This is a genomic window from Cupriavidus sp. D384 (assembly GCF_001652915.1).
Classification (GTDB): Bacteria; Pseudomonadota; Gammaproteobacteria; order Burkholderiales; family Burkholderiaceae; genus Cupriavidus.
This window is the reverse complement of sequence record NZ_BBQI01000017.1, coordinates 32,241-58,964: the sequence shown is the minus strand read 5'-3', so window position 1 is coordinate 58,964 and position 26,724 is coordinate 32,241. Positions and strand designations below refer to the sequence as shown.

Here is a 26,724-nt window from a genome sequence, read left to right as displayed (position 1 = left end):
ATGGATGCAGTGGATTTTTTCGACGACTTCGAAATGATCTGGGCCACGGGCGGCGAGATAGAGCAGATCGCACGCAAGGACTATCGGGAAGGGTGGGCCTATATCGGCGAAGTGCCGCCGCTGCTGGAGCAGTTCAATCGGGTCCAGCAGTTGATCGACCAGCGCACGGCCTGGCTGTTCAGGCAGGTGAAGGAGTTGGCGCGCGTCTACGACTTCGGTCTTGGGGCCGAACGGATCGATGCGCTGACGCAGGCATTCTCCAGGGTCAGGCGATATGGGCCCGGTCAGCTCGTCATTGTGGCTGGTGATGCCCCGCCCGACGGGACGCTTGCGATGAACGGGGCGGCCTATTCCCCGGCGGTGTACCCGGAACTGTTCAATGCCATCGGCACGACATACGGTGGCGACGGCGTTGCCACGTTCCACGTTCCCGACGTGCCGGATGGGTATGCAGTGCTCTCGGGCGCAGCGACGACGGTCGGTGACCGGTCGGCAGGGGCCGTCATCAGCCATTTTCACCCGGCGACAACCGATAGCGCAGGCGTCCACGATCATGCGGCCGAAGTGTACGCATGCGACCCGCATCAGCACGAGTATGTCTATTCGCCCGCGGCGACGCACCAGGACCGGCAGGGCGCGTCGGACGGCCCGTCCTTTCTGGATCTGACCCAGCATGCGCGAAGCTTGACCAGCCCGGCCGGCGCCCATCGGCATGCTGCCATTGTTCGAAGCGGCGGCGGCCATGCCCACGTCGTGAGGGTGGCCAGTGTCGGCGGCCAGGCCAACCTGGCGGCGGGTGTGAAATTCCTGTTCTGCATTGCCTACTAGGACGCTTGTCATATGAGCGATGAATTCCGCGAGGTGCCTGCCCCTTTCAAGCTGGTGGCGGCGTTTGATCCGCAGACCGGCGAGTACGCGGGCCCTGTCAAGGCATACCGTAGCCCCCGCGACGGCATGTATCCGATGCCTGCCAATACCATCGACAGTTTTCCCGAGCATGACGCGCCGCAAAAGTTTGCCTGGCGCGTCTGCGGTGACAAGTCTGCCTGGGAACTGGTGCCGGACAACCGCACTGTCGTCGTGCTGGACAAGGCGACGGCGCTTCCAATAGCGCCCTTGGCGTTCGGCGAACCGATTCCCGCCTCCGCAACCACGCAACCGCTGCCAGAGATCGGCGAGTTTGAAGCGGTGCAGTGGGGTGGCGAAGGCTGGATGCTCGTTCCCGATTTCAGTAGTTCCACTGTCTATGAGAAGGGCACCGGAATTCGGGCCCATCCACCGATCATTGGGGCCGAACTGCCCGAGCATCTGACGCTGTGCCCTCCGCCCGCGTGCGGCGAAGGGGCGGCGCCAAGGTGGTGCGACAACACCGACGGCTGGCAGCGCGTGCGCGATCTGCGCGGCCAACGCTACTGGCTCGCGGACGGCAGCGAGCATGTGATCGAAGGCATTGGCGAGGAACCGCCGAAGGACGCCGTGGTGGAGGAGCCGCCGCCCACGAATGAAGCACTGGCGACCGGTGCGCGCTGGAAGCGCGATGCGCTGTTGCGCCGGTCTGATGGCGTCGTGATCCGCGCACTGGAGTTGGGTGAGTCCGTGCCGGCAGCCTGGTCCGCCTATCGAAAAGCTCTGCGGGACTTGCCGGCCTGCGCGGGCTGGCCCTCAGCCATCAATTGGCCCGAACCGCCAATCGGTTAGGAGCAACACCGTGCACACACGGCCGCCGTTCTGGTGGCCGTGTTCTTTTTTGGGGGACGTACATGCCCGAGCTTGTTTCCTCGGCAGGCAGCCCAGCCCTGACTGGGGCCGTCGGCACTGCGGCACTTCAGATGATGGGGGGCGAGCCCGATCTGGGCATGTTGTCCGGGGTCGTCTGCGGTGCGCTGGTGTTCCTGTTGCGAAGCAAAGAGCCATCCCGGTTCAAGAAGCTCGCCTATTTCCTGATCTCGCTGATCGGCGGATACGCCGTCACGCCGGCGGCGCGCTCAGCGGTGGAGTGGGCGCCGGCGTGGTTTGTGGCCTTCATCTGCGCGGCGTCAGTGCTGGTGATTGCGGGCGCGCTGCTGGACTGGGTGGAGGCCGCGCTGACGAAGCTGCTGCGCGGCGCAGCCGAGCGGTTGATCGATCGAATCTTTGGAGGTGGCCGTCATGACTGAGGTATTCGGATATTTCCATGCGCACGGTGCGCTCGACTTGGCACTGCTGGTGCTCAACGGGACGCTGGCCACGATGATCGGACTGATCCTGGTGCTCGCGCGCAGTCCGGACTGCGGGCCGCTGGCATGGCACGCCCGCCTGGCGCGATACGTCCTGGTGGTCGTCTACGCGACCATCGCGCTACGCGTCTGGGGTGGCTGGTACTGGACCCCGGTCGAACCCACCGAGGTGGTGGCGAATGCGGTGCTGTTATGGCTCGTGATGGCGTCGCGTGGCGACGTGTCGCTGTTCCTGGCGGCCCTGCGTATCGCGCGGGAGCGCAGCCAGACACGGCGACTGGGAGGCTGAGATGGAGCTGAACGTAATCGTAAAGCTGGCCATCGATCCGGCGCTTGCCATGCTGCCGTCGACGATGGACACCCCCGAGGCCCGGGTGCTGCTGCTGGCGACCGGCCTGCAGGAATCGGAATTCATGCATCGCCGCCAGATGGGCAACGGGCCGGCTCGCGGCTTCTGGCAGTTCGAGCGCGGCACCCGGGCGTCGCGCGGCGGCGTGACGGGAGTCTGTCTGCACCCGGCCAGCCGGCCGTGGCTGGGACGACTGTGCGCCGCGCGGAATGTCGGGTTCGCGCCAGACAACATCTGGCGCGCGCTGGAAACAGACGATGTGCTGGCGGCGGGGGGCGCTGGCAGCAATCCATTCATGACGAGGCCGCCTTCACCGCTGAGCGCACGAAGGCGGCGCTGTCCGCCGCTGTCGACCAGGTGAAAGCCGTCGATCGTGCGCGCGCCGAGGAACAACGCCGCACGGCGGCGCAAATGGAGATTGCCAATGTTTCCAAGAAAGATGCTGACGCGGCTCGCGCTGATGCCCGGGCTGCTGGCGATGCTGCTGACCGGCTGCGGAAGCGTGTCGACCAGCTACTTGCCGCCGCCCGAGCCGCCAACGATTCCGTCACTGCCGGCGGCGGCCAGGACAAGCCGGGTGGCGACCCCCTCGATGTGCTCGTCGACGTGCTCGGCAGGTCTGACCGCGCTTCGGGAATCCTGGCTGGCTACGCCGACCAGCTCAAGGTAGCAGGGTTGGCATGCGAAAGGACCTACGACAAGTTGACGCCTAGTCGGGACGGAAGTCCATGAAAACTCCCGGCGCAAGCTCAAATTCCTCCGATCTGATCTTGAGAAATTCCCGTAGGCGTTCCTGGACTGCCTGGTTGTCTCGCACGTCTTCGAGCCACTGTTCTGCGCTCTCGACCATGTCTGTGCAGAACAACGGAACGTTCAAGTTCAAGATTGCCTCACCATTAATCTCGAACAGATTACAATGCGCACCCCTTGCGACGAAGGCAAAGCGATTCAGCGCCTCTCTTGCCCGCTGCCTCGATACGTCGTCGGCGCCTTCGTGTAGATAAGCGCACCGCAGCGCGTACGCATCTCCGGGGGATAAAAACACCTCTCGGCCATTTGGAAGATCGTGGGTGTATTTGGGCGTAAGGTATGTCTCGCACCATGCCCTGTATCTCTCACCGCTTCGCAGGTTCGGAGAAGACAGCCATCCGCAGATGTCAGGGATCGTCAATGAGGTGGCCAGTGCCACATAGAAGTTGTTGGTTTCCAGACTCTGTCGAATTGAAGCTAGGAAATCTCTCATCTCTTGACTCGGAATGGCATGGCCCAAGTGGTGTTTATTGCCAACTACGGTCGACTTCTTCTGCTCTTGCTTTCATTGTCGAGGCGCCTCCTCGCGTTGCGAGTAAGTCTTGCCACAGGTTCCAAGCCGTCTGCCTCGTGACTCGAAATCTCTGAATGGTGCCCGTGTTCGAGTGGACCTCCCAGAAAGCTCGTCTCCACATTGACCAACGACCTGACACCCGATTCCATCCAATGACAGGCGCTTTAAGCACAATAGACTCGCCCGGCCGAAGTCTCACGGGGAAGTTTGCATCGGTTGTCCCGTTGTCTGCGTAGAACGCAAAGTTATAAAAAGCTCCGTGGGCGGTGTGAAACACGTTCCTTATTGAAATTGATCCGGTACCGACATTGGTAAGTTCAGCGACCAACGTTACTTCGTACGGTTCAGTCCCACCAAGGTGTATGGCCCTATAGCTATGAAGGACCAGCCTGGGTCCATTTCGGCTCGCCAGCCATAGCGATAGCGCGACGGCGCCTACAGTGCCAACAGCGGAAAAAACCTGTGCCCAGTCAACGAGCGATTGTGGCCAGAATGGCATGGAGAGGTGGCTATTCGCCGTCATGCGTCAAGTCGATCTCGGCGCCAATCTCGCGCATCCGGTCCAGCACGCGCTTTATTTCCTCGTCTGAGAGCGCCAGGCGCGCCGCGCCGAAGAACAACATCTGCGGGGCCATCTCGCGCGGCTGGGCGCCACCGGTGTACTTACGCCACTGCTGGCCGCCGGCCACGCCGAAAAGGTCCGCCATTTCCTCGCCTGTGCGGTCCAGCTCAGATTTCAGGCGTTGGAGATCGGAGGGGGAAGGGGATGTATAGCGCATAGAAAGAACCCGCCTTGCGGCGGGCCTTGGATCAGTTCAAAAACAGCTTGGTGAGAGTGACCGTTGCTGCGATCAGTCCGGAGGCGTACACCACCGGGAGCCAGAACCGCTCGCGGATCATTTTGGCGGCTTCCGCGTTGAGCTTCACAGTCTCAGCCATCAGCTTGCCGATTTCGGCTTCGGTCTTGAGGATGTCCAAGGTCTTTTCCATTCGATCGTCCTTTCGGGATGTCGGGCGGCGCGGTGCGCTACCTCTGAGACGTATATTAGCACCAATGGGGCTAATTGCAAGGGGGAATTTTGACCACAGGAAGAAAAAATGCCACGACCGGGGTGGTCGTGGCGTCAAAGTTGGTGAATGAAAGAAATAACGCCGGTTTCCCGGCAGGGCAGAGAATGGCACGCCACCTACTGTCGCGCATCGCCCGAACGGGTGGAATACGTCAGCTGGTGAGGAAGTGAAACATTTCACCTATCCCGCGTATGTCAGAATCTCGGAGGGGCGAACTTCTAGGTCACTTCGATGAAAACGGTCAAAGAACTCTTCCAGAGACTGAACACCTGGCTGATGACGCCGGCGCTTTTCGCTAAGCGATGGAAGCGGTTCATCCTCTTGAAGGCGATCCGCAGTCGACTATTTATGCTGGCTGCGCTTTTTACTTGTGCGGCCGAGTTGAGTTCTGCAGCTGGCGCAACATGGAAGGCTATCCATCCGCCTCCGGAGAATACTGCCTGGCTTCTCTGGACCGTGGCTGTTTTGATGTGGATCTACTTTGCACTGATGCTTTTCGTAGCCTATGCGGACGCAATACGGGGCAGGGTTCCGACCAAGGACTAGTCCCTGCGCGGTAGCGTAGTCCGGATTTTTTCCAGCACCCGCCTGTGCTTGTCTTCGGCCTCTTCCCATGTCTCCGACTCGAAGGACTTGGTCATGCCGCCGCTGATCGTCGTCCGGAACATGGGCGGCTTGTCGTCCTTCAGGCTGGCCCAACCCGAAAAGTAGGTCCAGATGTCGACGGCGTATTCCGCCAGGATGTCTTTGATCTGCCAGGCCTTGCCCTCGCAGGACTCCCACATGGCGTGCTCGGTGTAGTCAAAGCAGCGTACCGGCTGGCCAGCGCCGTCCAGGGTGTAGTAGCGGTCGTAGCTCGGATCGATCGGGCTTGGCATGTAGCCGCCGGCCGGAAGGGGAGGGCGAGGCTTTGGGGAGAGGCGGGGCATGGTCGGGCGTGATACTGTATGGACATACAGTATCGCGAGGTGAGCTACCAAAACCGCATGGTGTGCGCCGTCCTGTAGGATCGCTGAATTGAAACCAAGGGACCTTCGTATGGCGCGCAAACCTTCCGGGGTGGCTGGTCCGGTGCAGATCACTGTGGGGCCAAACGGGCCGCAGATAAAACACCTCACGATTCAGTGGCCAACCGACCAAAAAGGCATCGAACGAAAGATTCTTGACTACCATCTTCGGGAATTGAAGAAGGCGGGTGTATCGGTCTTAAAGGTCACGGATGGAGGCACTGAAGAACTGGATTTTCTCTTGGAGTTTCCCGGAGGAAAGGAGTACATGGAACTGATGGAGGTCGTCGTGCCAGCTGGAAAGGTACCGTTCCAGCCGGGCCATGGGAAGTACGTCGCCGGGGAATATGCGGACAAGGTATTCGCCCAGGTTGCCAAGAAAATCACGAAATACGGCTTGCGTCATGAGGTGCCGATTTGCCTCATGATCTACACGACACATGAACAATACAACCCGAATGATGCGGCGCTCTGGGCTCTCGCGAGGCGCTTCGCGGATACCGAGCACGCATTTGAGTATGTTTGGTTTGTGGTGCCCTTCACTGACGACGACGCACGAATCGATTGTGTGTACAACAAGTACCAGCCTAGGAGCTTCCCACCCTCCGCAACCTTCGAGGGTACGACATGGATCACCCTTGTAGGCAGCGAGGCGCGCTTTTCCATGGAGTGAGAAGGTGGGATTTACTCGAAAACAATGCGAGGAGCGGCTGGCAATTTGCCAGCTTTTTGCCAGCATTTGCCAGAAAGCCGCATGGTTGAGCCAGATTGCTGGGGTTCGAGTCCCCTCCAATTGGTCTATACCCTACTCTGGAGGGGAGGCAACACACTGGGAGTCCATCATGAGTACCGGACAAGCTAACTGGCCCAGCCGAACTGGCAATCCGTCGGGCGGCGGCCGGGGTAACAACCCGCCGGCGAAGGGCAAATAGGCGTCCAAGATCGTGGGAATACCCATCAAAATACACGGGAGTTTTCGAGGGTTTTTGAGGTCGAGTATTCCCGCGAATCGTCCGGAAAGCCGCGCCGCGTAAGGCTTGATAGCTCAGATTGTGATTCCTGTCGTCGTGGGTTCGAGTCCCATCAGCCACCCCAGAATTTCTGCAAAAGGCCGCTCAAACGAGCGGCCTTTTTGTTTTTCGCGTCGTGTATATCGCTGCGTGTCGGTCATGTTGATTTCCTATGCTGTACTGGATACCACGACGAGATGCCAGTGGGGGTGAACATGGCTCAGCGCTTCTTCGATCTTCCTCAGCAGGAGCAGGACGAGGTTGCGGCCGCGTGTGCAAAGCACGGGTTTGTGCCGGACGACTTTGAATTCGTCCTGAGTGGTGTCGACGGCCGGTGTGAGGCCGTTGCCGTCGAGCGTGTCGTGGGTGGGCAGTTTCAGAAGTACAAGGTGCCCGACGGAACGGGTTGGACAGCGGCTTTCGAGGCTGATCTCGATGCCGACTGGTTCGGCGCGCCCCTGGCGGACTGAAGATCGGATGGGCCTTCTTTGGGCGGCCCTTCCGAGCGATCGGTCAAAAAAAACCGGCCCTTGGCGGGGTCGACAAGTTCCGGTTATGCGCATGACGCGAATACGCCAGTGATGCAGTGCGCGTCAGTGAGTTTAATCAGGCTTCTGTCAGTTTTAAATGAAGCCTTAATTACATGTTGTGGGCTCGCAACTCCACTTTTTACAAAGCAGGCCATCTGAAGATGCGCGGCCGTTTGCCCGCATGGGCGAGGCGGGCAAAGAAGGGTCAGTCGATCAGTTTCGTGCTCGGCTCGGCGAGTTCCAGCATGCGGCAGATGGCGGCCATGTTGCCGACCATCGTGCGGCGTTGCGCGCCCTGGTAGACGCGGACGCCCTTGATTTGCCGGAACGGGACCGGCTTGACCGGGCGGCGGGAAGCGATGGGATTCGATTGCAGCATGGCAACACCTCGTTATTTGCGACAGCAGTGGTCCGCGCCCGTCGTCCAGCATGGACGGGGCGGCGTGGGCAAAGCAAAGCGGGTGACCAGGGCAGACGGCCGTGCTGCCTAAGTCTCGGGAGTCGGAGGCGCTGTCAGGCGCCTCCGGTCACGCTAGAAGCCTGATGATCGGATCAGGCCGACAGCGATACCTTCCAGGGAGAACTCATCGCGGCCCGAATGGAGCACGATATTCTGGAAATCGGGGTTTTCGGCGATCAGTTCGATCGTGTCGCCGCGTTTCTTCAGGCGCTTGACGGTAACGTCCTCGCCAAGGCGGGCCACGACGATCTTGCCGTTGGCGGCCTCGCTGGCTTTCTTGACGGCCAGCAGGTCACCGTCCAGGATGCCGGCGTCGCGCATGCTCAGGCCGCGTACGCGCAGCAGGTAGTCAGGACGCTCGTCGAAGACGGAGGCGTCCACCTGGTACTGGCGATCGATATGCTCCGCGGCAAGGATCGGGCTGCCTGCAGCGACGCGACCGACCAGCGGTAGTGTCAGTTGCAGCACGCCAGCCATCGGCAGCGTGAACTGGTCGGAACGCTCCGAATCGCTGCGTGCCACCTTGAGTCGGATGCCGCGCGATGCGCCGGGCGTCAGTTCGATCACACCCTTGCGCGCCAGTGCCCGCAGGTGCTCCTCGGCCGAGTTGGGTGAGGAAAAGCCGAACTCGGCCGCAATCTCGGCGCGTGTGGGGGGGAAGCCCGTGTTGCGGATCGCGTCGCGGATCAGATCGAAAATCTGCTGCTGCCGGGGTGTCAGGGTCGCCATGGTTCGCCGGTCTTTCGTGCCGAAGCACTGTATGTTTAAACAGTATGCTGTGATTTTATACAGTATCGTGTGAAGTGCAAGCACAATTTGCGCAGCGGGCACAACATGGAGCGAACCCCGTCCGGTGACTTCGCGGGTTTGCCATGGGGTGCCCGGCGCGGCGTGACAGTTACAATCGTCGGCCAGATCCTGGTTCGTGAGTCCCCGGGCCAGCTTCAAAATCAGCTCCTCTGCCAGCCTCCATTCATGTCAGCTTCCTCGTCATCGCTGCCCCGCGTCGTTGTTCTTGCCACTGGCGGCACCATTGCCGGATCGTCCGGCGATCCCGCCAGCAGCGCCCAGTACCAGGCCGCCACTGTGCCGGTGTCGCAACTGGTGCAGGCGGTTCCCGCGCTGGCCGATGTGGCGCGCGTGGAGACCGAGCAGGTGGCGCAGATCGACAGCAAGGACATGGCGTTCGGTCTCTGGCAGCAACTGGCGGGGCGCGTGGCCTACTGGTCTGTTCAGCCAGACGTGGCCGGTATTGTGATTACGCACGGTACCGACACGCTTGAGGAAACGGCGATGTTCCTGCACCTGACGCAGTCGTGTCCGGTGCCCGTGGTCATCACGGCGGCGATGCGGCCGGCAACCTCGCTTTCGGCCGACGGCCCGCTGAACCTTCTCGACGCCGTGCGCGTCGCGGCCAGTCCCGATGCAAGGGGCAAGGGTGTCCTTGTGGTCCTGAACCAGCAGATCCATGCAGGTCGTGATGTGACAAAGGCGCACACGTCGGCTGTCGACGCGTTTGTCTCGCCGAATACGGGGCCGCTCGGTTACGTGCAGGACGCCTATATTCGATTCACGCGCATGCCGGCGCGACGCGACGCGGAACATCTGCCGGTGCCGTCGACCTGGCCGGTGCCGTCGACCTGGCCGCTGGCGGAGATCGTGGTCAGCCATGCCCAGCCGGGCAGGGTGGCCATCGATGCGCTGGTGGCGGCAGGTGTGAAGGGGTTGGTGGTGGCCGCCACGGGGAACGGTTCGATTCACGAAACCCTGGCGGCGGCGCTGGCCGATGCGGCCGGTGCCGGCGTTGCCGTGGTGCGCAGCTCGCGTACCGGAGCGGGTCATGTGTCGATACCGGCGCATCCGTCGCCACGGGCAGGATTGTTCGTGTCGGCAGGCGACCTCAACCCGTACAAGGCGCGCGTGCTGTTGCTACTCGCGCTGGCGGCTGATCCCTCGCTGGGCTTCGACGCTGTGCGCTTGCAGTCGGTATTCGCAGCCTGCTGAACCCGCCTCCGCGCTGGGGCCTTGTGGACTTACGAGGTTACGGGCTATACTCGCGGGCTATTCAACCTTGCCGCACCGGACGTGACGCCCGGGTGGCTCATCCCAAAAGGAGCGTCAATGCGTCATTACGAAATCGTATTTATCGTCCATCCGGACCAGAGCGAACAAGTGCCGGCGATGATCGAGCGTTACAAGCAGCTCGTCACGTCGCAAAATGGCCAGATCCACCGCGTGGAAGACTGGGGCCGCCGTCAGATGGCCTACATGATCCAGAAGCTGGCCAAGGCTCATTACGTTTGCCTGAACATCGAATGCGGCAAGGACACGCTGGCTGAACTCGAGCACGCGTTCAAGTTCAACGACGCCGTGCTGCGTCACCTGATCGTCCAGACCAAGAAGGCTGAGACCGCTCCGTCGCCGATGATGAAGGAAGTGCAGCGCGAAGAAGCCCGCAAGGCCGCGCAAACGACCACGGAAGGCCAGGCCGCCTGAGTGCGGACTGCTGTGTCGCGGTGAACCAGCTCCGGCTGACCGCCACGCTCGCCGAGCGAGATACGCTTCGCTATACGCCGGCCGGCATCCCTGTCGTCAACTGCATCCTGCAGCATGCCGGCGAGGTGATGGAGGCGGAAACGCCCCGGCAGGTGGAATTCGCAGTGGTGGCCATGGGCATCGGCCCGATTGGCCAGCGGCTCGAGCGCATGCCGCTCGGCACGCTGCTCGACTGCGAAGGCTTCCTGGCCCGCAAGCACCGCAACAGCAAGACACTGGTCTTTCACATCACTCGATGTAAAGCATTCGAAAAGGATTGAATCATGGCATTCGTCAAACGTGACAACAAGAACAAGAAGCGCTTCCAGCAACAGAACCCGCTGTTCAAGCGCAAGCGCTTCTGCCGCTTCACCGTGGCTGGCGTCGAACAGATCGACTACAAGGATCTGGACACCCTGAAGGACTTCATCGGCGACAACGGCAAGATCACGCCGGCTCGTCTGACCGGTACCAAGGCTCACTATCAGCGTCAGCTGGATACGGCCATCAAGCGCGCCCGCTTCCTGGCGCTGATGCCGTACACCGACCTGCACAAGAACTGATAGTCCCAGGACCGCAAGGAGAAATACACGATGCAAGTCATTCTGCTGGAAAAAGTCATCAACCTGGGCAACCTGGGCGACATCGTTCGCGTGAAGGACGGTTACGCACGTAACTTCCTGATCCCGACCAAGCGCGCTCGTCGTGCTACGCAAACCGCCATCGCCGAATTCGAAGTGAAGCGCGCCGAGCTGGAAAAGGCCGCCGCCGAGAAGCTGGCTGCCTCGCAAGCCGAAGGCGAGAAGCTGAACGGCCTGACCGTCCAGATCACCCAGAAGTCGGGTGTGGACGGCCGTCTGTTCGGTTCGGTGACCAACGCCGACATCGCCGTGGCCCTGGAAGGCCAAGGCTTCAAGGTCGAGAAGTCGCAAGTGCGTCTGCCGAACGGCCCGCTGAAGCTGGTGGGCGACTACACCGTTGGCGTGTCGCTGCACACCGACGTGCTGGTCGACATCACCGTTTCGGTGCTGGGCGAACACGTCTAAGCTGTACGCGTCTGTGATGCGCCGGTCCGGACCGGCGCGTCGGATGCACGAAAAGGCAGGAGCCATGCTCCTGCCTTTTTTCTTTGGGCGCCGTCCCGTGCAGGCCCACCCCGCTATAATTGCCCCCCATGAACGCGCCCGCCGCAGATCCCCAACTAGACAACCTCAAGGTTCCTCCGCACTCGATCGAGGCCGAACAATCGGTGCTTGGCGGGTTGCTGCTGGATAACGCCGCCTGGGACCGTATTGCCGACTTCCTGTCAGAAGCCGATTTCTACCGGTTCGACCACCGGGTGATCTTCCAGAGCATTGCCCGGCTGATCTCGGCCACCAAGCCGGCCGACGTGATCACGGTCTACGAAATGCTCCAGGTGGCCGGCAAGGCCGAGGAGGTGGGCGGGCTGGCGTACCTGAATTCGCTCGCACAGAACACGCCGAGCGCGGCCAATATCCGTCGCTATGCCGAAATCGTTCGGGAGCGTTCGGTGCTGCGCAAGCTTGTGACCGTTGCCGACGATATTGCCTCGGCAGCCTTCGCGCCCAAGGGGCGAGAAGTGCGCGAACTGCTCGACGAGGCCGAATCCAAGGTTTTTGCGATCGCGGAAGAGGGTTCTCGTGGTCAGAAGGGCTTCCAGGAGATCCAGCCGCTGCTGACGCAGGTAGTGGAGCGGATCGACGAGCTCTATCACCGTGACACCACCACCGACGTGACCGGCGTGCCGACCGGCTTTATCGACCTGGATCGCATGACCAGCGGTATGCAGCCGGGCGACCTGATCATCGTCGCTGGCCGTCCCTCGATGGGCAAGACCGCGTTTTCGCTGAATATTGGCGAGCACGTGGCGGTGGAGCAGGGCCTGCCCGTCGCCGTGTTCTCGATGGAAATGGCTGGCGTGCAGCTGGCCATGCGTATGCTGGGCTCGGTGGGTCGGCTCGATCAGCACCGGCTGCGTACCGGCCGCCTCCTGGATGAGGACTGGCCGCGTCTGACGCATTCGATCCAGCGCATGAACGATGCGCAGCTGTTCATCGACGAGACGCCGGCACTGAACCCGATGGAACTGCGGGCCCGTTCGCGGCGCCTGGCGCGCCAGTGCGGGCAGCTGGGCCTGATCATCATCGATTACCTGCAGCTGATGTCGGGTTCGGGCGGGGGCGAAAACCGCGCGACGGAAATCTCGGAAATCTCGCGGTCACTGAAAGGCCTGGCGAAGGAGCTTCACTGCCCGGTCATTGCGCTGTCGCAGCTGAACCGAAGCCTGGAGCAGCGCCCGAACAAGCGCCCCGTGATGTCCGATCTGCGTGAATCGGGCGCCATCGAGCAGGATGCCGACGTGATCCTGTTTATTTATCGCGACGAAGTGTACAACCCCGACTCGCAGGACAAAGGGACTGCCGAAATCATCATCGGCAAGCAGCGTAACGGTCCGATCGGCACCGTTCGGCTCACGTTCCTGGGTCAATTCACGAAGTTCGACAACTTCAGCGGCGGCCCGGCGTTCTTCGACAACGACACCTGATTGTCAGGGGGTTACACCGCTGGGCGGTGCAACCCTGTAAAATATTGCGCTTTGATGACAGCCGCCCACGAGGCGGCTGTCGTGCGATTGCTCTGCCTCCCATTTGCAACACAACCGAGCGCTGCCGTGAGGCGCGCCACAAGGACATTTCATGTTCGGCCGTTTCATGCCCACCGAGGGCAAGTTCTTCGAATACTTCAACCAGCACGCCGATTGCGCCGTCACCGCCGCGCACGAGCTGGAAGCGTTGGTCAATGACCTGCCCAACGCCGAAGGCCATGCCCGCCGCGTGCAGGCCACCGAAAAGAAGGCAGACCGTATCACGCACGACACGATCGATCTGCTGCACAAGACCTTCATCACGCCGCTGGACCGTGACGAGATCCACAAGCTCATCACGACCATGGACGACATCCTGGACCTGATGGAGGACGTGGCCGAGACGATCTCGCTGTACGACGTCACGCACCTGACCGACGAAGCCCGCCGCCTGGCCGCGATCTGCGTGCAGTGCTGCGAAGCCGTCAAGATCGCCGTGGGCCTGCTCGAGGACATGGGCAACGCCAGCACGATCCTGAAGACTGCCCAGCAGATCGACCAGCTTGAATCGGAAGCCGACCGCGTGATGCGTTCGGCGATGTCGAAGCTGTTCCGCGACGAGACCGACGTCAAGCGCCTGATCAAGCTGAAGGCGATCTACGAGCAGCTGGAGTCCATCACCGACAAGTGCGAGGACGTGGCGAACATCATCGAAGGCATCGTCCTGGAAAACGCCTGAGGCTCGCACTGGCATGCAAACAGTACAAATGAGCTTGTGGGTCATCGGGTTGCTGGTGGCGCTGGCGCTGCTGTTCGATTTCATGAACGGTTTTCACGACGCGGCCAATTCGATCGCCACGGTGGTTTCCACGGGGGTGCTGAAGCCGCACCATGCCGTCGCCATGGCGGCCATGTGCAACGTGGTGGCAATTTTCATCTTCCACCTGAAGGTGGCGGCCACAGTGGGTACGGGCACGGTCGACGTGAATATCGTCGATCACTATGTGATATTCGGGGCGCTGGTCGGCGCCATCGTCTGGAACGTGATTACGTGGCTCTACGGCATTCCGTCGTCGTCGTCGCACGCGCTGATCGGCGGCCTGGTGGGCGCTGCGGTTGCCAAGGGCGGCACGGGCGTGCTGGTGGGTAACGGCCTGCTGAAGACCGTGGCGTTCATCCTGATCTCGCCGCTGCTGGGCTTTATCCTGGGCTCGCTGATGATGGTGATCGTGGGCTGGACGTTCTTCCGTACGCCGCCGTCGCGCGTGGACCGCTGGTTCCGCCGGCTGCAGCTGGTCTCGGCATCGCTCTACAGCCTGGGCCATGGCGGCAATGACGCGCAGAAGACCATCGGCATCATCTGGATGCTGCTGATCGCCAGCGGCCATGTGGCCGTGGGCGGTGCCGAGCCGCCGATGTGGGTCATCGTGAGCTGCTACGTTGCGATCGGCATGGGTACGCTGTTCGGCGGTTGGCGGATTGTTCGGACCATGGGTCAGAAGATCACCAAGCTGAAGCCGGTGGGTGGCTTCTGCGCGGAGACCGGCGGCGCGATTACGCTGTTTATCGCTTCGGCGATGGGCGTGCCCGTGTCGACTACGCATACCATCACCGGCGCCATCGTCGGCGTCGGCTCGGCGCAGAAGATGTCGGCCGTGCGCTGGGGCGTGGCGGGCAATATCGTCTGGGCGTGGGTGCTGACCATTCCGGCATCGGCGTTTATGGCGGCCATCGCCTGGTGGATTGGCAAGCAGATCCTGTAAGCCCTATCCGGCAGATACGCAAACAGAAAAGCCAGGCATTGCGCCTGGCTTTTTTACTATTGGTTGGCGAATGCCGCGATCGGATCGTCTTCCGGCGGCGGGGCTGTGGGTGCGGCAGGCACCGGCAGGCTCGGGGCGGGCGTGATCGAAGGGGGCGGTGTCGGCGACGGTGCCGGGGTCATTGGCAGGTTGCTGGCCGCCACCACGCGCCGTGCGCCGTTGTAGCGCGAGGCCCAGTAGGACTTGCCCATGTCTTCGAGCCGGACCGTGCCGCCGGTGGCGGGCGCATGCACAAAGCGATTTTGTCCGACATAGATGCCGACATGCGAGTTGGCGCGGCCGGTGGTGTTGAAGAACACCAGGTCGCCCGATGCCACGTCGCTGCGGTCCAGCGATATGCCGCGCTGGCCCATCTGTTCGGTCGTGCGCGGCAGGTTGACGCTGGCGGCGCGCAGCACTACATAGCGGACCAGGCCGCTGCAGTCGAATCCGGAATCGGGCGTGTTGCCGCCGTAGCGGTAGGGCGTGCCGACCAGTGACATCGCCTGGATCGAGATTTCTTCCAGGCCGGCGCTCGGGTCGATCATGGGCTTGCCCGGCGTGCGGGGCAGCGAAGACGTATGGCGGGCCGGGGGGCTACCGGCGCAAGCCGCCAGCAGCAGGGCGCCTGCACACAACGCGGTCAGGGCGAGTCGGGGCGACCGCCGCGTTGACGGAGCCGGAGACAGCGTGGAACACGCGGAACGCGTGATTGGCGGCAATGTAAGCGGGCGCTGCGGCATCCTTCTTGTCGTTCGGTTGCCGGGTCAGGCGTCCGCCCCACCGTACAGGGTGGGACTGCCAGCGGATTTCTCGGCGAAAACTACCAGCGCAACTGCGCGTTGCGCGTACCGGTACTGATCTTGATGGACTTTGGCTGACCCTTGTAACTGGCCTCGATATTGTAGCTGCCTTCTGGCGCACGTATGAGGCAGCGCGGGCCGCCGGCGCGGAAATCGGCCACATTCTGGCCGTCTCGTGTCAGTTTTACATCAACATCGGCCAGGTATTCTCCATCGGCCCCCCGGGTAAAGAGGATGCCCATGTTGAAGTTTTTCTCCTGCGCGGCCAGCCTGGCCCGTTCGTCCTCGGCGATGCCGCCGCAGACGTAGCTGATCGGGCCCATGGTGCGGATCACCATCTCGTTGCCGACGGGCGCGCTGGCGTCCGCGGCCTTGGCCGGTTGCAGGGCGGCGGCCACGATCACCGTGGCGCCAATCAGTGCGGCCACGGCAAGGCGCTTGCGCCGCGTGGCGCGTGCGTTCTGGGAAAACAGGGTCCTGCTGTTGGACAGGTATCTGCTGAAAGACGGTTGCCTGTTCATCGACGCCTCCGTATCGACATGAACACCCAGCCATCATAGCCGGGTCGTGCAGTGCTGGCTGTCGGCCAAACGCCGACGCTGTGTGATGCGCCACACTACGCGATGCGGCCACGGGCGGCCATGGAACAGGCCAGCCCGTGGAACTGCCAGGGTTGCAGTGACTGCCGCGCTACAGCACGTCCGCCGCGTGGTCGGCCAGTCGCGAGCGTTCGCCACGGGCCAGGGTCACGTGGCCGCTGTGGCTCCAGCCCTTGAAGCGGTCCACCACGTAGGTCAGGCCGGACGAGCCTTCGGTCAGGTACGGGGTATCGATCTGCGCGATATTGCCCAGGCAGACGATCTTGGTGCCGGGGCCCGCCCGGGTGACCAGGGTCTTCATCTGCTTCGGCGTCAGGTTCTGCGCTTCATCGATGATCACGAACTTGTTGACGAAGGTACGGCCGCGCATGAAGTTCATGCTCTTGACCTTGATGCGCGAGCGGATCAGCTCCTGCGTGGCCGCGCGGCCCCATTCGCCGGCGCTGTCGTCGCTCTTCTGCAGCACTTCGAGGTTGTCGTCGAAGGCGCCCATCCAGGGCTGCATCTTCTCTTCCTCGGTACCCGGCAGGAAGCCGATGTCCTCGCCCACGGGCACGGTGGCACGCGTGACGATGATTTCGTTGTAGAGCTTCTGGTCCAGCACCTGTTCCAGGCCCGACGCCAGCGCCAGCAGCGTCTTGCCGGTGCCGGCCTGGCCCAGCAGCGTCACGAAGTCGACATCGGGGCTCATCAGCAGGTTCAGCGCGAAGTTCTGCTCGCGGTTGCGGGCCACCACGCTCCACACGTTGTTCTTGTTGTGGGTGTAGTCCCGCAGCGTCTGCAGCAGGGCGGTCTTGCCGTTGATTTCCTTGACCTGGGCGTACAGCGGCAGGCTGCCGTCCATCGGTTCCAGGTAGACGAACTGGTTGACCAGGAACGACGGCACCAGCGGGCCGGTCAGGCGATAGAACATCGTGCCCGATTTCGGGTCCTGCCAGCTTTCCACGCCCTTGCCGTGCCTGGCCCAGAAATCGTTGGGCAGCTGCATCACGCCCGAGTAGAGCAGGTCCTTGTCTTCCAGGACCTGGTCATTGAAATAGTCCTCGGCAGGCAGGCCCAGCGCGCGGGCCTTGATGCGCATGTTGATGTCTTTCGACACCAGCACCACCTGGCGCTCCGGATATTGTTGCTGCAGCGCGCTGACCACGCCCAGGATCTGGTTGTCGGCCTTGCCCTGCGGCAGGCCTTCCGGCAGCTTGATATCGTTCAGGCGGGTCTGGAAGAACAGCTTGCCGGCGGCGTCGCGGTTGCCGAGCTTGGCCAGCGGCAGGCCTTCGTCGAGTACGCCGTCGGTGCCGCCCACGAGCTGGTCCAGTGTGCGGCTGACCGTGCGCGCGTTGCGCGCAACTTCGCTCATGCCCTTCTTGTGGTTGTCCAGTTCCTCGAGCGTCATCATCGGCAGATAGATGTCGTGTTCCTCGAAGCGGAACAGCGAGCTCGGGTCATGCATCAGCACGTTGGTGTCGAGCACGAACAGCTTGCTGGGGCCTGCGGTCTTGCGCGTGCGGCGCGTGGGGCCGGCAGCCGGCTTGACCAGGCTGACGGACGGCGCTGCCGTCGGGGTGGCGACCGGCGCCGGGGCGTCGGCGGTCTTGGCCCGGGTTGTGCTGCCGGCGCGTGCACGGGTGGCGGGCGCCTCGGTGTCGCCGGTCTCGAGCAGTGCCACGCGCTCGAGGACCGGCACGGGTTTTTTACCCTGCGCGGCTTTGGCCTTGGGCAGTGTCACCGGAGCGAACTCGCTCGGGTCCAGCAGTTGGGCAGGCTTGGCGGGCATGGTAGGCAGCGGCATGCTTGGCTTTCCTTTCAGGGGAGCAAACGGGGGCGAAGAAAACGCGGGCGTAAAGCCGGGCGTACAACCGGGGAACTGCAGAAATCGGGAAAACCGGAGTGGCGGACGAGGGTGAAACGGAACAGGAAACAAAAAAGCCGCCAGGCCTGGAGTACAGGGGTGGCGGCTTCTCTGCGGTCCCGCGACGCGGCAGGTCCGCTACCAGCCCTGGGACTGTGCCTGTCGGGCCGGGACGTTACTGCAGCGTGGCAACTGTGATCGGAACGCATTGAGGCCCAATCTACCCGAAGGTTTTCGCTTTTGCAATCGGTCAAATTCTCGTCGCGATTGCGCAACTGTCATCGGGCCATGCGGCGTACGGGTTGCCACGCCGAGGATGTTCCGGTTCACATCCCCTTGACGATCTCCAGCACCTCGTCCACATGGTTCGGCACCTTGATGCCGCGCATTTCATGGCGCAGCACGCCCTTGGCGTCGAGGATGAAGGTGCTGCGCTCGATGCCGCGCACTTCCTTGCCATACATCTTTTTCATCTTGATGACATCGAAGATGTTGCAGATGGCTTCGTCCCCGTCGGAGATCAGCTCGAACGGCAGCTCCAGCTTGGCCTTGAAGTTCTCGTGCGACTTCAGGCTGTCGCGCGAAATGCCGAAGACCGCCACGCCGGCCGCCTCGAAGGCATCGTGCTGGTCACGGAAGTTCATGGCCTCGGTGGTGCAACCCGGCGTGTTGTCCTTCGGGTAGAAGTACAGCACCAGGGTCTTGCCGCGGTGGTCGGCAAGACGGAAATCCCCACCGGTAGCGGGGGCCTGGAAGTCGGGAACGGCCTGGTTGAGACTGACGGTCATGCTGGTGGCTCTCCTGGATGGCGATGCATCATCGGTGACGGCTGGCGGCCCATTGTTGGTGTGTGCGCCTGGGCCTGCGCCATGGCGGGTGCAGATTGGGGCAGTCGGCCGGACTTCAAGCGTGACGCCGGCTCAACCCGGCAAAAAAGTGGTGCATGACCGGGCTGCCCAGCCCTGCCCGGCAACCGGATCTGCCGGAATCGGCCGGATCAGCCTTGTGCGGCGGACTCCACCAGCAGCACCGCCGCGACCTTGCGGCCCTCGGCCATGAGGATATTGTAGGTGCGGCATGCAGCCTGCAGGTCCATGGCGTCGACCCCGATATGCAGGCGGGACAGCGCCGCAGTCAGGCGCGGGTGCGGGAAGCGCAGGCGATTGCCAGTGCCCAGGAGCACGACTTCGGGCTTCCTGTCCAGCAGTGCCTCGAAGTGCGCCGGTTCGAGGTCTTCGAAGCGGCTCACCGGCCAGGGCGAGACTTCGCCCTCGGGCATGACCAGTACCGACTGGTCGTGGCGTACCGCGTTGATTTCGACATAGCCGGGGCCGTAACCGGTCACGGTGTTCAGGTTCTGGGGTTGGTCGGCGTGGAGTTTCAAGGGGGGGCCTCATGCCGCCCGGGGTGTCCGGAGGCCGCTCCCTGGGCTGGGATGGGCGGCCGGATCGGCCACGGGAGGGGCGGGCGGCGGGTTGGTGGCAGGATCGTGCGTGCGGGGCCCCAAAAGGCGCGCTGCAATGCAAGAATCCATGCCGAAGTCTGTCATAATCCGATATCTTATAGCTTTTGCCTCCCGGTCTGCCACGCTCGACTGCTGCCCAGCGACGCGCGCCGCCAGACGTCCAGGACAATCCAGAAGATTCCCAAGACCGCTGCCGCAGAGACCGGCAGCTTGCCCTGACATCGCCGACATCGCCGTGAAACCCATCCAGAAATCGAACAAGCTCCAGAACGTTTGCTATGACATCCGCGGCCCGGTGCTGGAAAAGGCCAAGCAGATGGAGGAAGAGGGGCACAAGATCATCAAGCTGAACATTGGCAACCTGGCCGTGTTCGGGTTCGATGCGCCGGAGGAAATCCAGCAGGACATGATGCGCAACCTGCCGAACTCGGCAGGTTATTCCGATTCCAAGGGTATCTTCGCCGCGCGCAAGGCGATCATGCACTACACCCAGGAAAAGAAGATCCAGGGCGTGGAGCTGGACGACATCTACGTGGGCAACGGCGCGTCCGAGCTGATCGTGATGTCGATGAACGCGCTGCTGAACAGCGGCGACGAAGTGCTGGTGCCGGCGCCCGACTATCCGCTCTGGACGGCTGCGGTGAGCCTGTCCGGCGGCACGCCCGTCCACTATGTGTGCGACGAGGCCAACGAGTGGATGCCCGACCTGGATGACATCCGCCGCAAGATCACGCCCAATACCCGGGCCATCGTCGTCATCAACCCGAACAACCCGACCGGTGCGCTGTATTCGGACGAGCTGCTGCAGTCGATCGTCACCATCGCGCGCGAGCACGGGCTGATCATCTTCGCCGACGAGATCTACGACAAGGTCCTGTACGACGGCAACGAGCACACGTCGATCGGCTCGCTGTCCACCGATGTGCTGACCGTGACCTTCAACGGCCTGTCCAAGAACTACCGCTCCTGCGGCTACCGTGCCGGCTGGATGGTGGTGTCGGGCGACAAGCGCCCGGCGCAGGACTATATCGAAGGCCTGAACATGCTGTCGTCGATGCGCCTGTGCGCCAACGTGCCGGGCCAGTGGGCGATCCAGACCGCGCTGGGCGGCTACCAGAGCATCAACGACCTGGTGGCCGAAGGCGGCCGCCTGCGCCGCCAGCGCGACCTGGCCCACGAGCTGATCACGCAGATTCCCGGCATTACCTGCGTGAAGCCCAAGGCGGCGTTGTACCTGTTCCCGAAGCTCGACCTGTCGATGTATCCGATCCAGGACGACCAGGAGTTCATCTACGAGCTGCTGCAGGAATCCAAGGTGCTGCTGGTGCAGGGCACGGGGTTCAACTGGGATGCGCCGGACCATTTCCGGATCGTGTTCCTGCCGCACGAGGAAGACCTGCGCGAGGCCATCAGCCGTGTGGCGCGCTTCCTTGAGAACTATCGCAAACGTCACGGCACGGCCTGAGCCGCCGGGGCGCCCCCTATTTTCGTATCAAGCAACCCAGAGTCAGACGTCCATGAATCCCATCAAAGTCGGCCTTCTCGGCATCGGTACCGTCGGTAGCGGCACGTTCAACGTGCTCAAGCGCAATCAGGAGGAAATTCGCCGCCGTGCAGGCCGCGGCATCGAGATTGCGGTGGTGGCCGACCTCAACACCGAACGCGCCCGCGAACTGACCGGGGGTGCCGTGGACGTGGTCAGCGACGCCAACGACGTGGTGACGCGCCCGGACATCGACATCGTCGTCGAGCTGATCGGCGGCTATGGCATCGCGCGCGAACTGGTGCTCAAGGCCATCGAGAACGGCAAGCACGTGGTCACCGCCAACAAGGCGCTGCTGGCCGTGCATGGCAACGAGATCTTCGAAGCCGCCCGCAAGAAGGGCGTGATCGTGGCGTTCGAGGCGGCCGTGGCCGGTGGCATCCCCATCATCAAGGCGCTGCGCGAAGGCCTGACGGCCAACCGCATCCAGTGGATCGCCGGCATCATCAACGGCACCACGAACTTCATCCTGTCCGAGATGCGCGACAAGGGCCTGGACTTTGGCGCCGTGCTCAAGGAAGCGCAGCAGCTGGGCTATGCCGAAGCCGATCCGACCTTCGATATCGAGGGGATCGACGCCGCGCACAAGGTGACGCTGATGAGCGCGATTGCGTTCGGCATGCCGGTGCAGTTCGACAAGGCCCACGTGGAAGGCATCACCAAGCTGGCCGCCATCGACATCAAGTACGCCGAGGAACTGGGCTACCGCATCAAGCTGCTGGGCATCACGCGCCGCCGCGACGAAGGCGTGGAACTGCGCGTGCATCCGACCCTGGTGCCGGCCTCGCGCCTGATCGCCAATGTGGAAGGCGCGATGAACGCGGTGCTGGTGCAGGGCGACGCCGTGGGCGCCACGCTGTACTACGGCAAGGGTGCCGGCGCCGAGCCGACCGCGTCGGCCGTGATCGCCGACCTGGTTGACGTGACCCGCCTGCACACCGCGGATCCGAACCATCGCGTGCCGCACCTGGCGTTCCAGCCGGACGAACTGTCGAGCGTGCCGGTGCTGCCGATCGACGAAGTCACCAGCTCGTACTACCTGCGCATGCGCGTGGCCGACCAGACTGGCGTGCTGGCCGAGATCACCCGCATCCTGGCCGAAGCCGGCATCAGCATCGACGCGATGCTGCAGAAGGAATCGCGCGAGGGCGAGCCGCAGACCGACATCATCATCCTGACGCACCTGACGCGCGAAAAGCATGTCAACGCGGCCATCCGCAGCATCGAAGGCCTGCAGACCGTGCTGTCGCCGGTCACGCGCCTGCGCATGGAAGAACTGAACTAAGCCCCGGAACTGAGCGAAACTGGACGAATTACCATGAAATACCAGTCGACGCGCGGCCATGACATGCCGCAATCGTTCTCCGAGATCCTGCTCGGGGGCCTGGCCCCGGACGGCGGCCTGTACCTGCCGAAGCAGTATCCGCAAGTCACGGCCGACGAACTCGAAGCCTGGCGCAAGCTGCCGTACGCCGACCTGGCGTTCGAGGTGCTGTCGCGTTTCTGTGACGATATCCCGGCCGAGGACCTGCGCGCGCTGACGCGCAAGACCTATACGCCCGAGGTGTACTGCAACGCGCGCCCCGGCGACAACACCGCCGATATCACGCCGCTGCGCACGCTGGGCGAAGAGGGCGGCACGAAGCTGCAACTGCTGGGGCTGTCCAACGGCCCGACGCTGGCCTTCAAGGACATGGCCATGCAGCTGCTGGGCAACCTGTTCGAGTACGCGCTCAAGCGTGCCGGACTGAAGCTCAATATCCTGGGTGCGACCTCGGGTGACACCGGCAGCGCCGCCGAGTACGCGATGCGCGGCAAGGAAGGCATCCGCGTGTTCATGCTGAGCCCGCACCGCAAGATGAGCGCGTTCCAGACCGCGCAGATGTTCAGCCTGCAGGACCCGAACATCTTCAACATCGCCATCGAAGGCGTGTTCGACGACGCGCAGGACATCGTCAAGGCCGTGTCGAACGATCACGCGTTCAAGGCGCGCCAGTGCATCGGCACCGTGAACTCGATCAACTGGGCGCGGGTGGTGGCCCAGGTGGTGTACTACTTCAAGGGCTGGCTGCTGGCGACCGACGGCCCCGGCCAGAAGGTGTCGTTCTGCGTGCCGTCGGGCAACTTCGGCAACGTCTGCGCCGGCCATATCGCGCGCATGATGGGCCTGCCGATCGACAAGCTGGTGGTGGCCACCAACGAAAACGACGTACTGGACGAGTTCTTCCGCACCGGCACGTACCGCGTGCGCACGTCGGCGCAGACGTACCACACGTCGAGCCCGAGCATGGATATCTCGAAGGCGTCGAACTTCGAGCGCTTCATCTTCGACCTGCTGGGCCAGGACGGCGGCAAGCTGGCCGCGCTGTTCCGCGACGTGGATACCAAGGGCGGGTTCGACCTGTCCGGCACGCCGGAATTCGACCGCATCCGCCAGTTCGGCTTTGTCTCGGGCCGCAGCACGCACGATGACCGCGTGGCGACGATCCGCGACGTCAGGCAGCGCTACGACGTGACGATCGACACCCATACCGCCGATGGCGTGAAGGTGGCGCGCGAGCATCTGTCGGCCGGTGTGCCGATGGTGGTGCTGGAAACCGCGCTGCCGGCCAAGTTCGCGGACACGATCCGCGAGGCACTGGGCCACGAGCCCGAGCGTCCGTCGGCATTCGACGGCATCGAGAAGCTGCCCCAGCGCTTCGAGGTCATGCCGGCCGATACCGACACGGTCAAGGCGTACATCGTGCAGCACACGGGTCTGTAATAAGGGGTATTGCCCCGGACACCTGTGGATCCGGCGCCAACTCGCTACAATCGGGTTTGCCGGGCCCCGCTGCCACGGCCCCCGGGTATTTCTCCCGGGGGCTGTTTTGCTTTCTGGGGCCAACCCATACCCCGAAGACTTACATGACCCAATCCGCAGCGCGTCCCCCGATGCTGACGATGGCCCAGGCGCTGGATGCCCTGATGGCCGGCGCTCGTCCCATCACCGAAACGGAAACCGTCGATACGCTCGATGCCAACGGCCGCGTGCTGGCGGCACCGGTGACCAGTACGCTGCGCGTGCCGCCTGCCGACAACACGTCGATGGACGGCTACGCGATGCGCGCCGCCGATGTGCCGGCCGAAGGCACCCGCCTGCCGGTGTCGCAGCGCATCCCGGCCGGCCATGTCGGGTCCGAACTGGCGCCGGGTACCGCCGCGCGGATCTTCACGGGCGGGCTGATTCCGCCGGGGGCCGACGCCGTGGTAATGCAGGAGCAGTGCCAGGCCGACGGCGATGCGGTGATCGTCAATCACGTACCGGCGTCGGGCGAGTGGATCCGCCGTGCGGGCGAGGATATCGAGGCCGGCAGCCAGATCCTGCCGGTGGGCGCGCGCCTGTCGCCGCAGGCGCTGGGACTGGCCGCGTCGGTTGGGCAGGCCAGGCTGGACGTCATTCGCCGGGTGCGCGTGGCCGTGTTCTTTACCGGCGACGAACTGGCGATGCCCGGCGAGCCGCTCAAGCCGGGCGCCATCTACAACTCGAACCGGTTCACGCTGCGCGGCCTGCTGGAAAACCTGGGCTGCGAGGTGACCGACTTCGGCATCGTGCCCGATACGCTGGCCGCCACGCGCGATACGCTGCGCCGCGCCGCCGAAGGCAACGACCTGATCATCACGTCGGGCGGCGTGTCGGTGGGCGAGGAAGACCATATCCGTCCGGCCGTGACCGCGGAGGGGCGGCTGGACCTCTGGCAGATCGCCATCAAGCCCGGCAAGCCGCTGGCATTTGGTCAGGTCGCCAACGGTACCGATGCGCCGACCTTCTTCATCGGCCTGCCCGGCAATCCGGTGTCCAGCTTCGTCACGTTCCTGCTGTTCGTGCGGCCTTTCCTGCTGCGCCTGCAGGGTGTGGCGGACGTGACGCCGCGCCGCATTGCCATGCGCGCCGATTTCGATCTGCCGAAGGGCGACCGCCGCAACGAATTCCTGCGCGCGCGCCTGAACGATGCCGGCGGCCTCGACCTGTTCCCGAACCAGAGTTCCGGCGTGCTGACGTCCACGGTCTGGGGCGATGGCCTGATCGACAATCCGCCCAACCAGCCCATCGTGCGCGGCGACACCGTGCAGTTCATTCCGTTTGCCAGCCTGCTGGCCTAGTCTTCATGCCGATGCAACTTGAACTTCGTTATTTCGCCAGTGTGCGCGAGCAGGTCGGCCAGGCCGCCGAGCGCGCCGAGGTGCCCGCCGACGTACGTACCGTAGGCGATCTGCGCGGCTGGCTGCGCGCGCGCGGCGGCGTGTGGGCCGAGGCGCTGGCCGAAGGCAAGGCCCTGCGCATGGCGGTGGATCACGCCGTGGCCCGCGCCGATACACCGCTGGCCGATGGCTGCGAAGTGGCGTTCTTCCCGCCCGTGACCGGAGGCTGAGATGACGGTGCGCGTCCAGCTGGAAGATTTCGACCTGGGTGCCGAGGTGGCTGCGCTGCGCGCCGGCAACCCGGGCGTGGGTGCCGTGGCCAGCTTTATCGGCACCGTGCGCGATGTCAGCGACGGCTCGCGCGTCAGCACCATGGAGCTTGAGCACTATCCGGGCATGACCGAGAAGGCGTTGGCGCAGATCGAGGCTGCCGCGTGCCAGCGCTGGGAACTGCTGGGCGTGACGATCGTGCATCGGGTGGGGGTGCTGCAACCGCTGGACCAGATCGTGCTGGTAGCGGTGGCGTCTGCGCATCGCGGCAATGCCTTTGCCGCCTGCGAGTTCATCATGGATTACCTGAAGTCCGAGGCGCCGTTCTGGAAGAAGGAAGCCACACCGGAGGGCGCGCGCTGGGTTGACGCGAGGGTTTCCGACGATGCGGCGCTGCGCCGCTGGGGCATCGAATCGTTCAACGCCGAAGCGGTGGGCACGAAACACAACAAATAAGTACGAAAAAGTTCGAAAGGACGAAAGGGTCGACTCGATGGGTCCGATGGGGTTTGTGGCGGTAGGCGTGGGCGCCGCCGTGGGCGCGTGGCTGCGCTGGTCGTTTTCCGTGATGTGGAATGCCGTCAATCCGGCGCTGCCGTATGGCACGTTGGCGTCGAACCTGGTCGGCGGCTATCTGATTGGGCTGGCGGTGGCGTTCTTCGACACCCACCCGTCGTTGCCGCCCGAGTGGCGCCTGCTGGCCGTGACCGGTTTCCTGGGCGGCCTGACCACGTTCTCGACCTTTTCCAGCGAGGTGATCGGCAACCTGCTGGCCGGCGACTACCGCTGGGCGCTGGCGCACCTTGCAACCCACCTGGGCGGCTCGCTGCTGCTGACCGCACTGGGCATCTGGACGTACCGCACGTTGTCCTGACGCGTCGGACGGGCCGGGATTTCCCTCCCGGACCCCAGTTCTGGGGCATAGGTAACAGTCCCGATACATTTGCTGCTGTCGGTCCCTGCTGGACCGACTACTATTCCCCGCATGGGCATTGAGGTGTGCAACGCACCTCGGGTGGTTCGCCTGTCTGCTTTCACAACCATTAGAAAGTGCAGCTACGGGCGCTTGCCGGCCCGCCGTGGCTTACAAGAATCCGGCAATCC

General features: G+C 63.3%; 36 protein-coding genes. 24 read left to right on the top strand and 12 right to left on the bottom strand.

The window, feature by feature from the left end:
* The 6 genes from A9J21_RS07715 to A9J21_RS07695 all read left to right on the top strand — a co-directional run bounded on the left by A9J21_RS07715 (nt 1) and on the right by A9J21_RS07695 (nt 3,297).
* Complete coding sequence (locus A9J21_RS07715) at nt 1-828, top strand: phage tail protein (RefSeq protein WP_066733518.1); 828 nt, start codon at nt 1-3, stop codon at nt 826-828.
* Nucleotides 829-840: 12 nt separating this feature from the next.
* Nucleotides 841-1,698, top strand: coding sequence for a phage tail assembly chaperone (locus A9J21_RS07710; RefSeq protein WP_066733516.1), 858 nt, complete (start codon nt 841-843; stop codon nt 1,696-1,698).
* A gap of 62 nt (nt 1,699-1,760) precedes the next feature.
* Nucleotides 1,761-2,156, top strand: a complete 396-nt coding sequence (locus A9J21_RS07705) for a putative holin (RefSeq protein WP_082926293.1) — start codon at nt 1,761-1,763, stop codon at nt 2,154-2,156.
* A complete protein-coding gene (locus A9J21_RS07700) occupies nt 2,149-2,505 on the top strand; it encodes a phage holin family protein (RefSeq protein ID WP_066733514.1) in 357 nt (118 codons plus the stop codon). The genes A9J21_RS07705 and A9J21_RS07700 overlap by 8 nt, the downstream gene beginning before the upstream one ends.
* 1 nt (nt 2,506) lies before the next feature.
* A complete protein-coding gene (locus A9J21_RS32255) occupies nt 2,507-2,926 on the top strand; it encodes a hypothetical protein (protein WP_231906850.1) in 420 nt (139 codons plus the stop codon).
* Nucleotides 2,923-3,297, top strand: a complete 375-nt coding sequence (locus A9J21_RS07695) for a DUF2514 family protein (RefSeq protein WP_231906849.1) — start codon at nt 2,923-2,925, stop codon at nt 3,295-3,297. Before A9J21_RS32255 ends, A9J21_RS07695 begins: the two co-directional genes overlap by 4 nt.
* Here the strand turns inward: A9J21_RS07695 and A9J21_RS07690 are convergent.
* The 3 genes from A9J21_RS07690 to A9J21_RS07680 form a co-directional block, all read right to left on the bottom strand.
* On the bottom strand, nt 3,275-3,808 hold the full coding sequence (locus A9J21_RS07690; RefSeq protein WP_066733513.1) for a hypothetical protein: 534 nt from the start codon (nt 3,806-3,808) through the stop codon (nt 3,275-3,277). The two genes, A9J21_RS07695 and A9J21_RS07690, sit on opposite strands and share 23 nt — an antisense overlap.
* Before the next feature lie 590 nt (nt 3,809-4,398).
* Nucleotides 4,399-4,596, bottom strand: a complete 198-nt coding sequence (locus A9J21_RS07685) for a hypothetical protein (protein ID WP_307188104.1) — start codon at nt 4,594-4,596, stop codon at nt 4,399-4,401.
* A gap of 103 nt (nt 4,597-4,699) precedes the next feature.
* Nucleotides 4,700-4,879 (bottom strand): hypothetical protein, encoded by a 180-nt coding sequence (locus A9J21_RS07680; protein WP_066733510.1) that lies wholly within the window; start codon nt 4,877-4,879, stop codon nt 4,700-4,702.
* Nucleotides 4,880-5,191: 312 nt separating this feature from the next.
* Between A9J21_RS07680 and A9J21_RS07675 the strand changes: the two genes are divergently transcribed.
* The gene (locus A9J21_RS07675) at nt 5,192-5,506 is read left to right on the top strand and encodes a hypothetical protein (RefSeq protein ID WP_066733508.1); all 315 of its coding nucleotides are present in this window, start codon (nt 5,192-5,194) and stop codon (nt 5,504-5,506) included.
* On the opposite strand, the gene A9J21_RS07670 is transcribed toward A9J21_RS07675, so the two are convergent.
* The gene (locus tag A9J21_RS07670) at nt 5,503-5,838 is read right to left on the bottom strand and encodes a hypothetical protein (RefSeq protein ID WP_066733506.1); all 336 of its coding nucleotides are present in this window, start codon (nt 5,836-5,838) and stop codon (nt 5,503-5,505) included. The two genes, A9J21_RS07675 and A9J21_RS07670, sit on opposite strands and share 4 nt — an antisense overlap.
* A gap of 160 nt (nt 5,839-5,998) precedes the next feature.
* Between A9J21_RS07670 and A9J21_RS07665 the strand changes: the two genes are divergently transcribed.
* Complete coding sequence (locus tag A9J21_RS07665; RefSeq protein ID WP_066733504.1) at nt 5,999-6,640, top strand: hypothetical protein; 642 nt, start codon at nt 5,999-6,001, stop codon at nt 6,638-6,640.
* A gap of 372 nt (nt 6,641-7,012) precedes the next feature.
* On the opposite strand, the gene A9J21_RS32495 is transcribed toward A9J21_RS07665, so the two are convergent.
* Nucleotides 7,013-7,138, bottom strand: a complete 126-nt coding sequence (locus A9J21_RS32495; protein WP_255366010.1) for a hypothetical protein — start codon at nt 7,136-7,138, stop codon at nt 7,013-7,015.
* 54 nt (nt 7,139-7,192) lie between these two features.
* On the opposite strand from A9J21_RS32495, the gene A9J21_RS07660 reads away from it, so the two are divergent.
* Entirely contained in the window at nt 7,193-7,447 is a 255-nt protein-coding gene (locus A9J21_RS07660; protein ID WP_066733876.1) for a hypothetical protein, read from the top strand.
* Nucleotides 7,448-7,712: 265 nt separating this feature from the next.
* On the opposite strand, the gene A9J21_RS31900 is transcribed toward A9J21_RS07660, so the two are convergent.
* Nucleotides 7,713-7,886, bottom strand: a complete 174-nt coding sequence (locus A9J21_RS31900; RefSeq protein WP_197497470.1) for a hypothetical protein — start codon at nt 7,884-7,886, stop codon at nt 7,713-7,715.
* Nucleotides 7,887-8,039: 153 nt separating this feature from the next.
* Nucleotides 8,040-8,696, bottom strand: coding sequence for a transcriptional repressor LexA (lexA, locus tag A9J21_RS07655; RefSeq protein WP_066733502.1), 657 nt, complete (start codon nt 8,694-8,696; stop codon nt 8,040-8,042).
* A 246-nt stretch (nt 8,697-8,942) separates the two neighbouring features.
* On the opposite strand from lexA, the gene A9J21_RS07650 reads away from it, so the two are divergent.
* The 8 genes from A9J21_RS07650 (at nt 8,943) to A9J21_RS07615 (ending at nt 14,870) form a co-directional block, all read left to right on the top strand.
* Nucleotides 8,943-9,971 carry an asparaginase gene (locus tag A9J21_RS07650; RefSeq protein ID WP_066733500.1) on the top strand — a complete coding sequence of 343 codons (1,029 nt, stop codon included), beginning with the start codon at nt 8,943-8,945 and terminating at the stop codon, nt 9,969-9,971.
* A 117-nt stretch (nt 9,972-10,088) separates the two neighbouring features.
* Nucleotides 10,089-10,463, top strand: coding sequence for a 30S ribosomal protein S6 (rpsF, locus tag A9J21_RS07645; protein WP_029051059.1), 375 nt, complete (start codon nt 10,089-10,091; stop codon nt 10,461-10,463).
* 20 nt (nt 10,464-10,483) lie between these two features.
* Nucleotides 10,484-10,783: a primosomal replication protein N gene (priB, locus tag A9J21_RS07640; RefSeq protein ID WP_029051060.1), complete on the top strand. Its 300-nt coding sequence runs from the start codon at nt 10,484-10,486 to the stop codon at nt 10,781-10,783.
* A gap of 3 nt (nt 10,784-10,786) precedes the next feature.
* Nucleotides 10,787-11,065, top strand: a complete 279-nt coding sequence (gene rpsR / locus A9J21_RS07635) for a 30S ribosomal protein S18 (protein ID WP_006163606.1) — start codon at nt 10,787-10,789, stop codon at nt 11,063-11,065.
* Between the two features lie 30 nt (nt 11,066-11,095).
* Nucleotides 11,096-11,548, top strand: a complete 453-nt coding sequence (gene rplI, locus A9J21_RS07630) for a 50S ribosomal protein L9 (RefSeq protein WP_066733498.1) — start codon at nt 11,096-11,098, stop codon at nt 11,546-11,548.
* Between the two features lie 128 nt (nt 11,549-11,676).
* Nucleotides 11,677-13,068, top strand: coding sequence for a replicative DNA helicase (locus A9J21_RS07625; protein WP_066733496.1), 1,392 nt, complete (start codon nt 11,677-11,679; stop codon nt 13,066-13,068).
* Nucleotides 13,069-13,219: 151 nt separating this feature from the next.
* Nucleotides 13,220-13,846: a DUF47 domain-containing protein gene (locus A9J21_RS07620; RefSeq protein WP_066733494.1), complete on the top strand. Its 627-nt coding sequence runs from the start codon at nt 13,220-13,222 to the stop codon at nt 13,844-13,846.
* Between the two features lie 13 nt (nt 13,847-13,859).
* Nucleotides 13,860-14,870, top strand: coding sequence for an inorganic phosphate transporter (locus A9J21_RS07615; protein WP_066733492.1), 1,011 nt, complete (start codon nt 13,860-13,862; stop codon nt 14,868-14,870).
* A gap of 56 nt (nt 14,871-14,926) precedes the next feature.
* Here the strand turns inward: A9J21_RS07615 and A9J21_RS07610 are convergent, their stop codons facing one another.
* The 5 genes from A9J21_RS07610 to A9J21_RS07590 form a co-directional block, all read right to left on the bottom strand.
* The gene (locus tag A9J21_RS07610; protein WP_082926292.1) at nt 14,927-15,652 is read right to left on the bottom strand and encodes a C40 family peptidase; all 726 of its coding nucleotides are present in this window, start codon (nt 15,650-15,652) and stop codon (nt 14,927-14,929) included.
* A gap of 80 nt (nt 15,653-15,732) precedes the next feature.
* Nucleotides 15,733-16,233: a hypothetical protein gene (locus A9J21_RS07605; RefSeq protein ID WP_231906848.1), complete on the bottom strand. Its 501-nt coding sequence runs from the start codon at nt 16,231-16,233 to the stop codon at nt 15,733-15,735.
* A 169-nt stretch (nt 16,234-16,402) separates the two neighbouring features.
* Entirely contained in the window at nt 16,403-18,100 is a 1,698-nt protein-coding gene (locus A9J21_RS07600) for a PhoH family protein (protein WP_066733490.1), read from the bottom strand.
* 386 nt (nt 18,101-18,486) lie between these two features.
* Nucleotides 18,487-18,948 (bottom strand): peroxiredoxin, encoded by a 462-nt coding sequence (locus A9J21_RS07595; RefSeq protein ID WP_066733488.1) that lies wholly within the window; start codon nt 18,946-18,948, stop codon nt 18,487-18,489.
* A 209-nt stretch (nt 18,949-19,157) separates the two neighbouring features.
* The gene (locus A9J21_RS07590) at nt 19,158-19,544 is read right to left on the bottom strand and encodes an Mth938-like domain-containing protein (RefSeq protein WP_066733486.1); all 387 of its coding nucleotides are present in this window, start codon (nt 19,542-19,544) and stop codon (nt 19,158-19,160) included.
* 316 nt (nt 19,545-19,860) lie between these two features.
* Here A9J21_RS07590 and A9J21_RS07585 point away from each other — a divergent pair, with 316 nt between their 5' ends.
* The 7 genes from A9J21_RS07585 to crcB all read left to right on the top strand — a co-directional run bounded on the left by A9J21_RS07585 (nt 19,861) and on the right by crcB (nt 26,494).
* A complete protein-coding gene (locus tag A9J21_RS07585; protein WP_066733484.1) occupies nt 19,861-21,090 on the top strand; it encodes a pyridoxal phosphate-dependent aminotransferase in 1,230 nt (409 codons plus the stop codon).
* Between the two features lie 52 nt (nt 21,091-21,142).
* Nucleotides 21,143-22,453, top strand: coding sequence for a homoserine dehydrogenase (locus A9J21_RS07580; protein ID WP_066733479.1), 1,311 nt, complete (start codon nt 21,143-21,145; stop codon nt 22,451-22,453).
* Nucleotides 22,454-22,486: 33 nt separating this feature from the next.
* Nucleotides 22,487-23,932, top strand: a complete 1,446-nt coding sequence (gene thrC / locus A9J21_RS07575; RefSeq protein WP_066733477.1) for a threonine synthase — start codon at nt 22,487-22,489, stop codon at nt 23,930-23,932.
* Between the two features lie 143 nt (nt 23,933-24,075).
* Nucleotides 24,076-25,311: a gephyrin-like molybdotransferase Glp gene (gene glp / locus A9J21_RS07570; protein ID WP_066733476.1), complete on the top strand. Its 1,236-nt coding sequence runs from the start codon at nt 24,076-24,078 to the stop codon at nt 25,309-25,311.
* A gap of 11 nt (nt 25,312-25,322) precedes the next feature.
* Nucleotides 25,323-25,580, top strand: coding sequence for a molybdopterin converting factor subunit 1 (gene moaD, locus A9J21_RS07565; protein ID WP_066733868.1), 258 nt, complete (start codon nt 25,323-25,325; stop codon nt 25,578-25,580).
* 1 nt (nt 25,581) lies between these two features.
* On the top strand, nt 25,582-26,076 hold the full coding sequence (moaE, locus tag A9J21_RS07560; protein WP_066733475.1) for a molybdopterin synthase catalytic subunit MoaE: 495 nt from the start codon (nt 25,582-25,584) through the stop codon (nt 26,074-26,076).
* Between the two features lie 37 nt (nt 26,077-26,113).
* Nucleotides 26,114-26,494, top strand: coding sequence for a fluoride efflux transporter CrcB (gene crcB, locus A9J21_RS07555; protein WP_066733474.1), 381 nt, complete (start codon nt 26,114-26,116; stop codon nt 26,492-26,494).
* Nucleotides 26,495-26,724 lie beyond the last annotated feature (230 nt).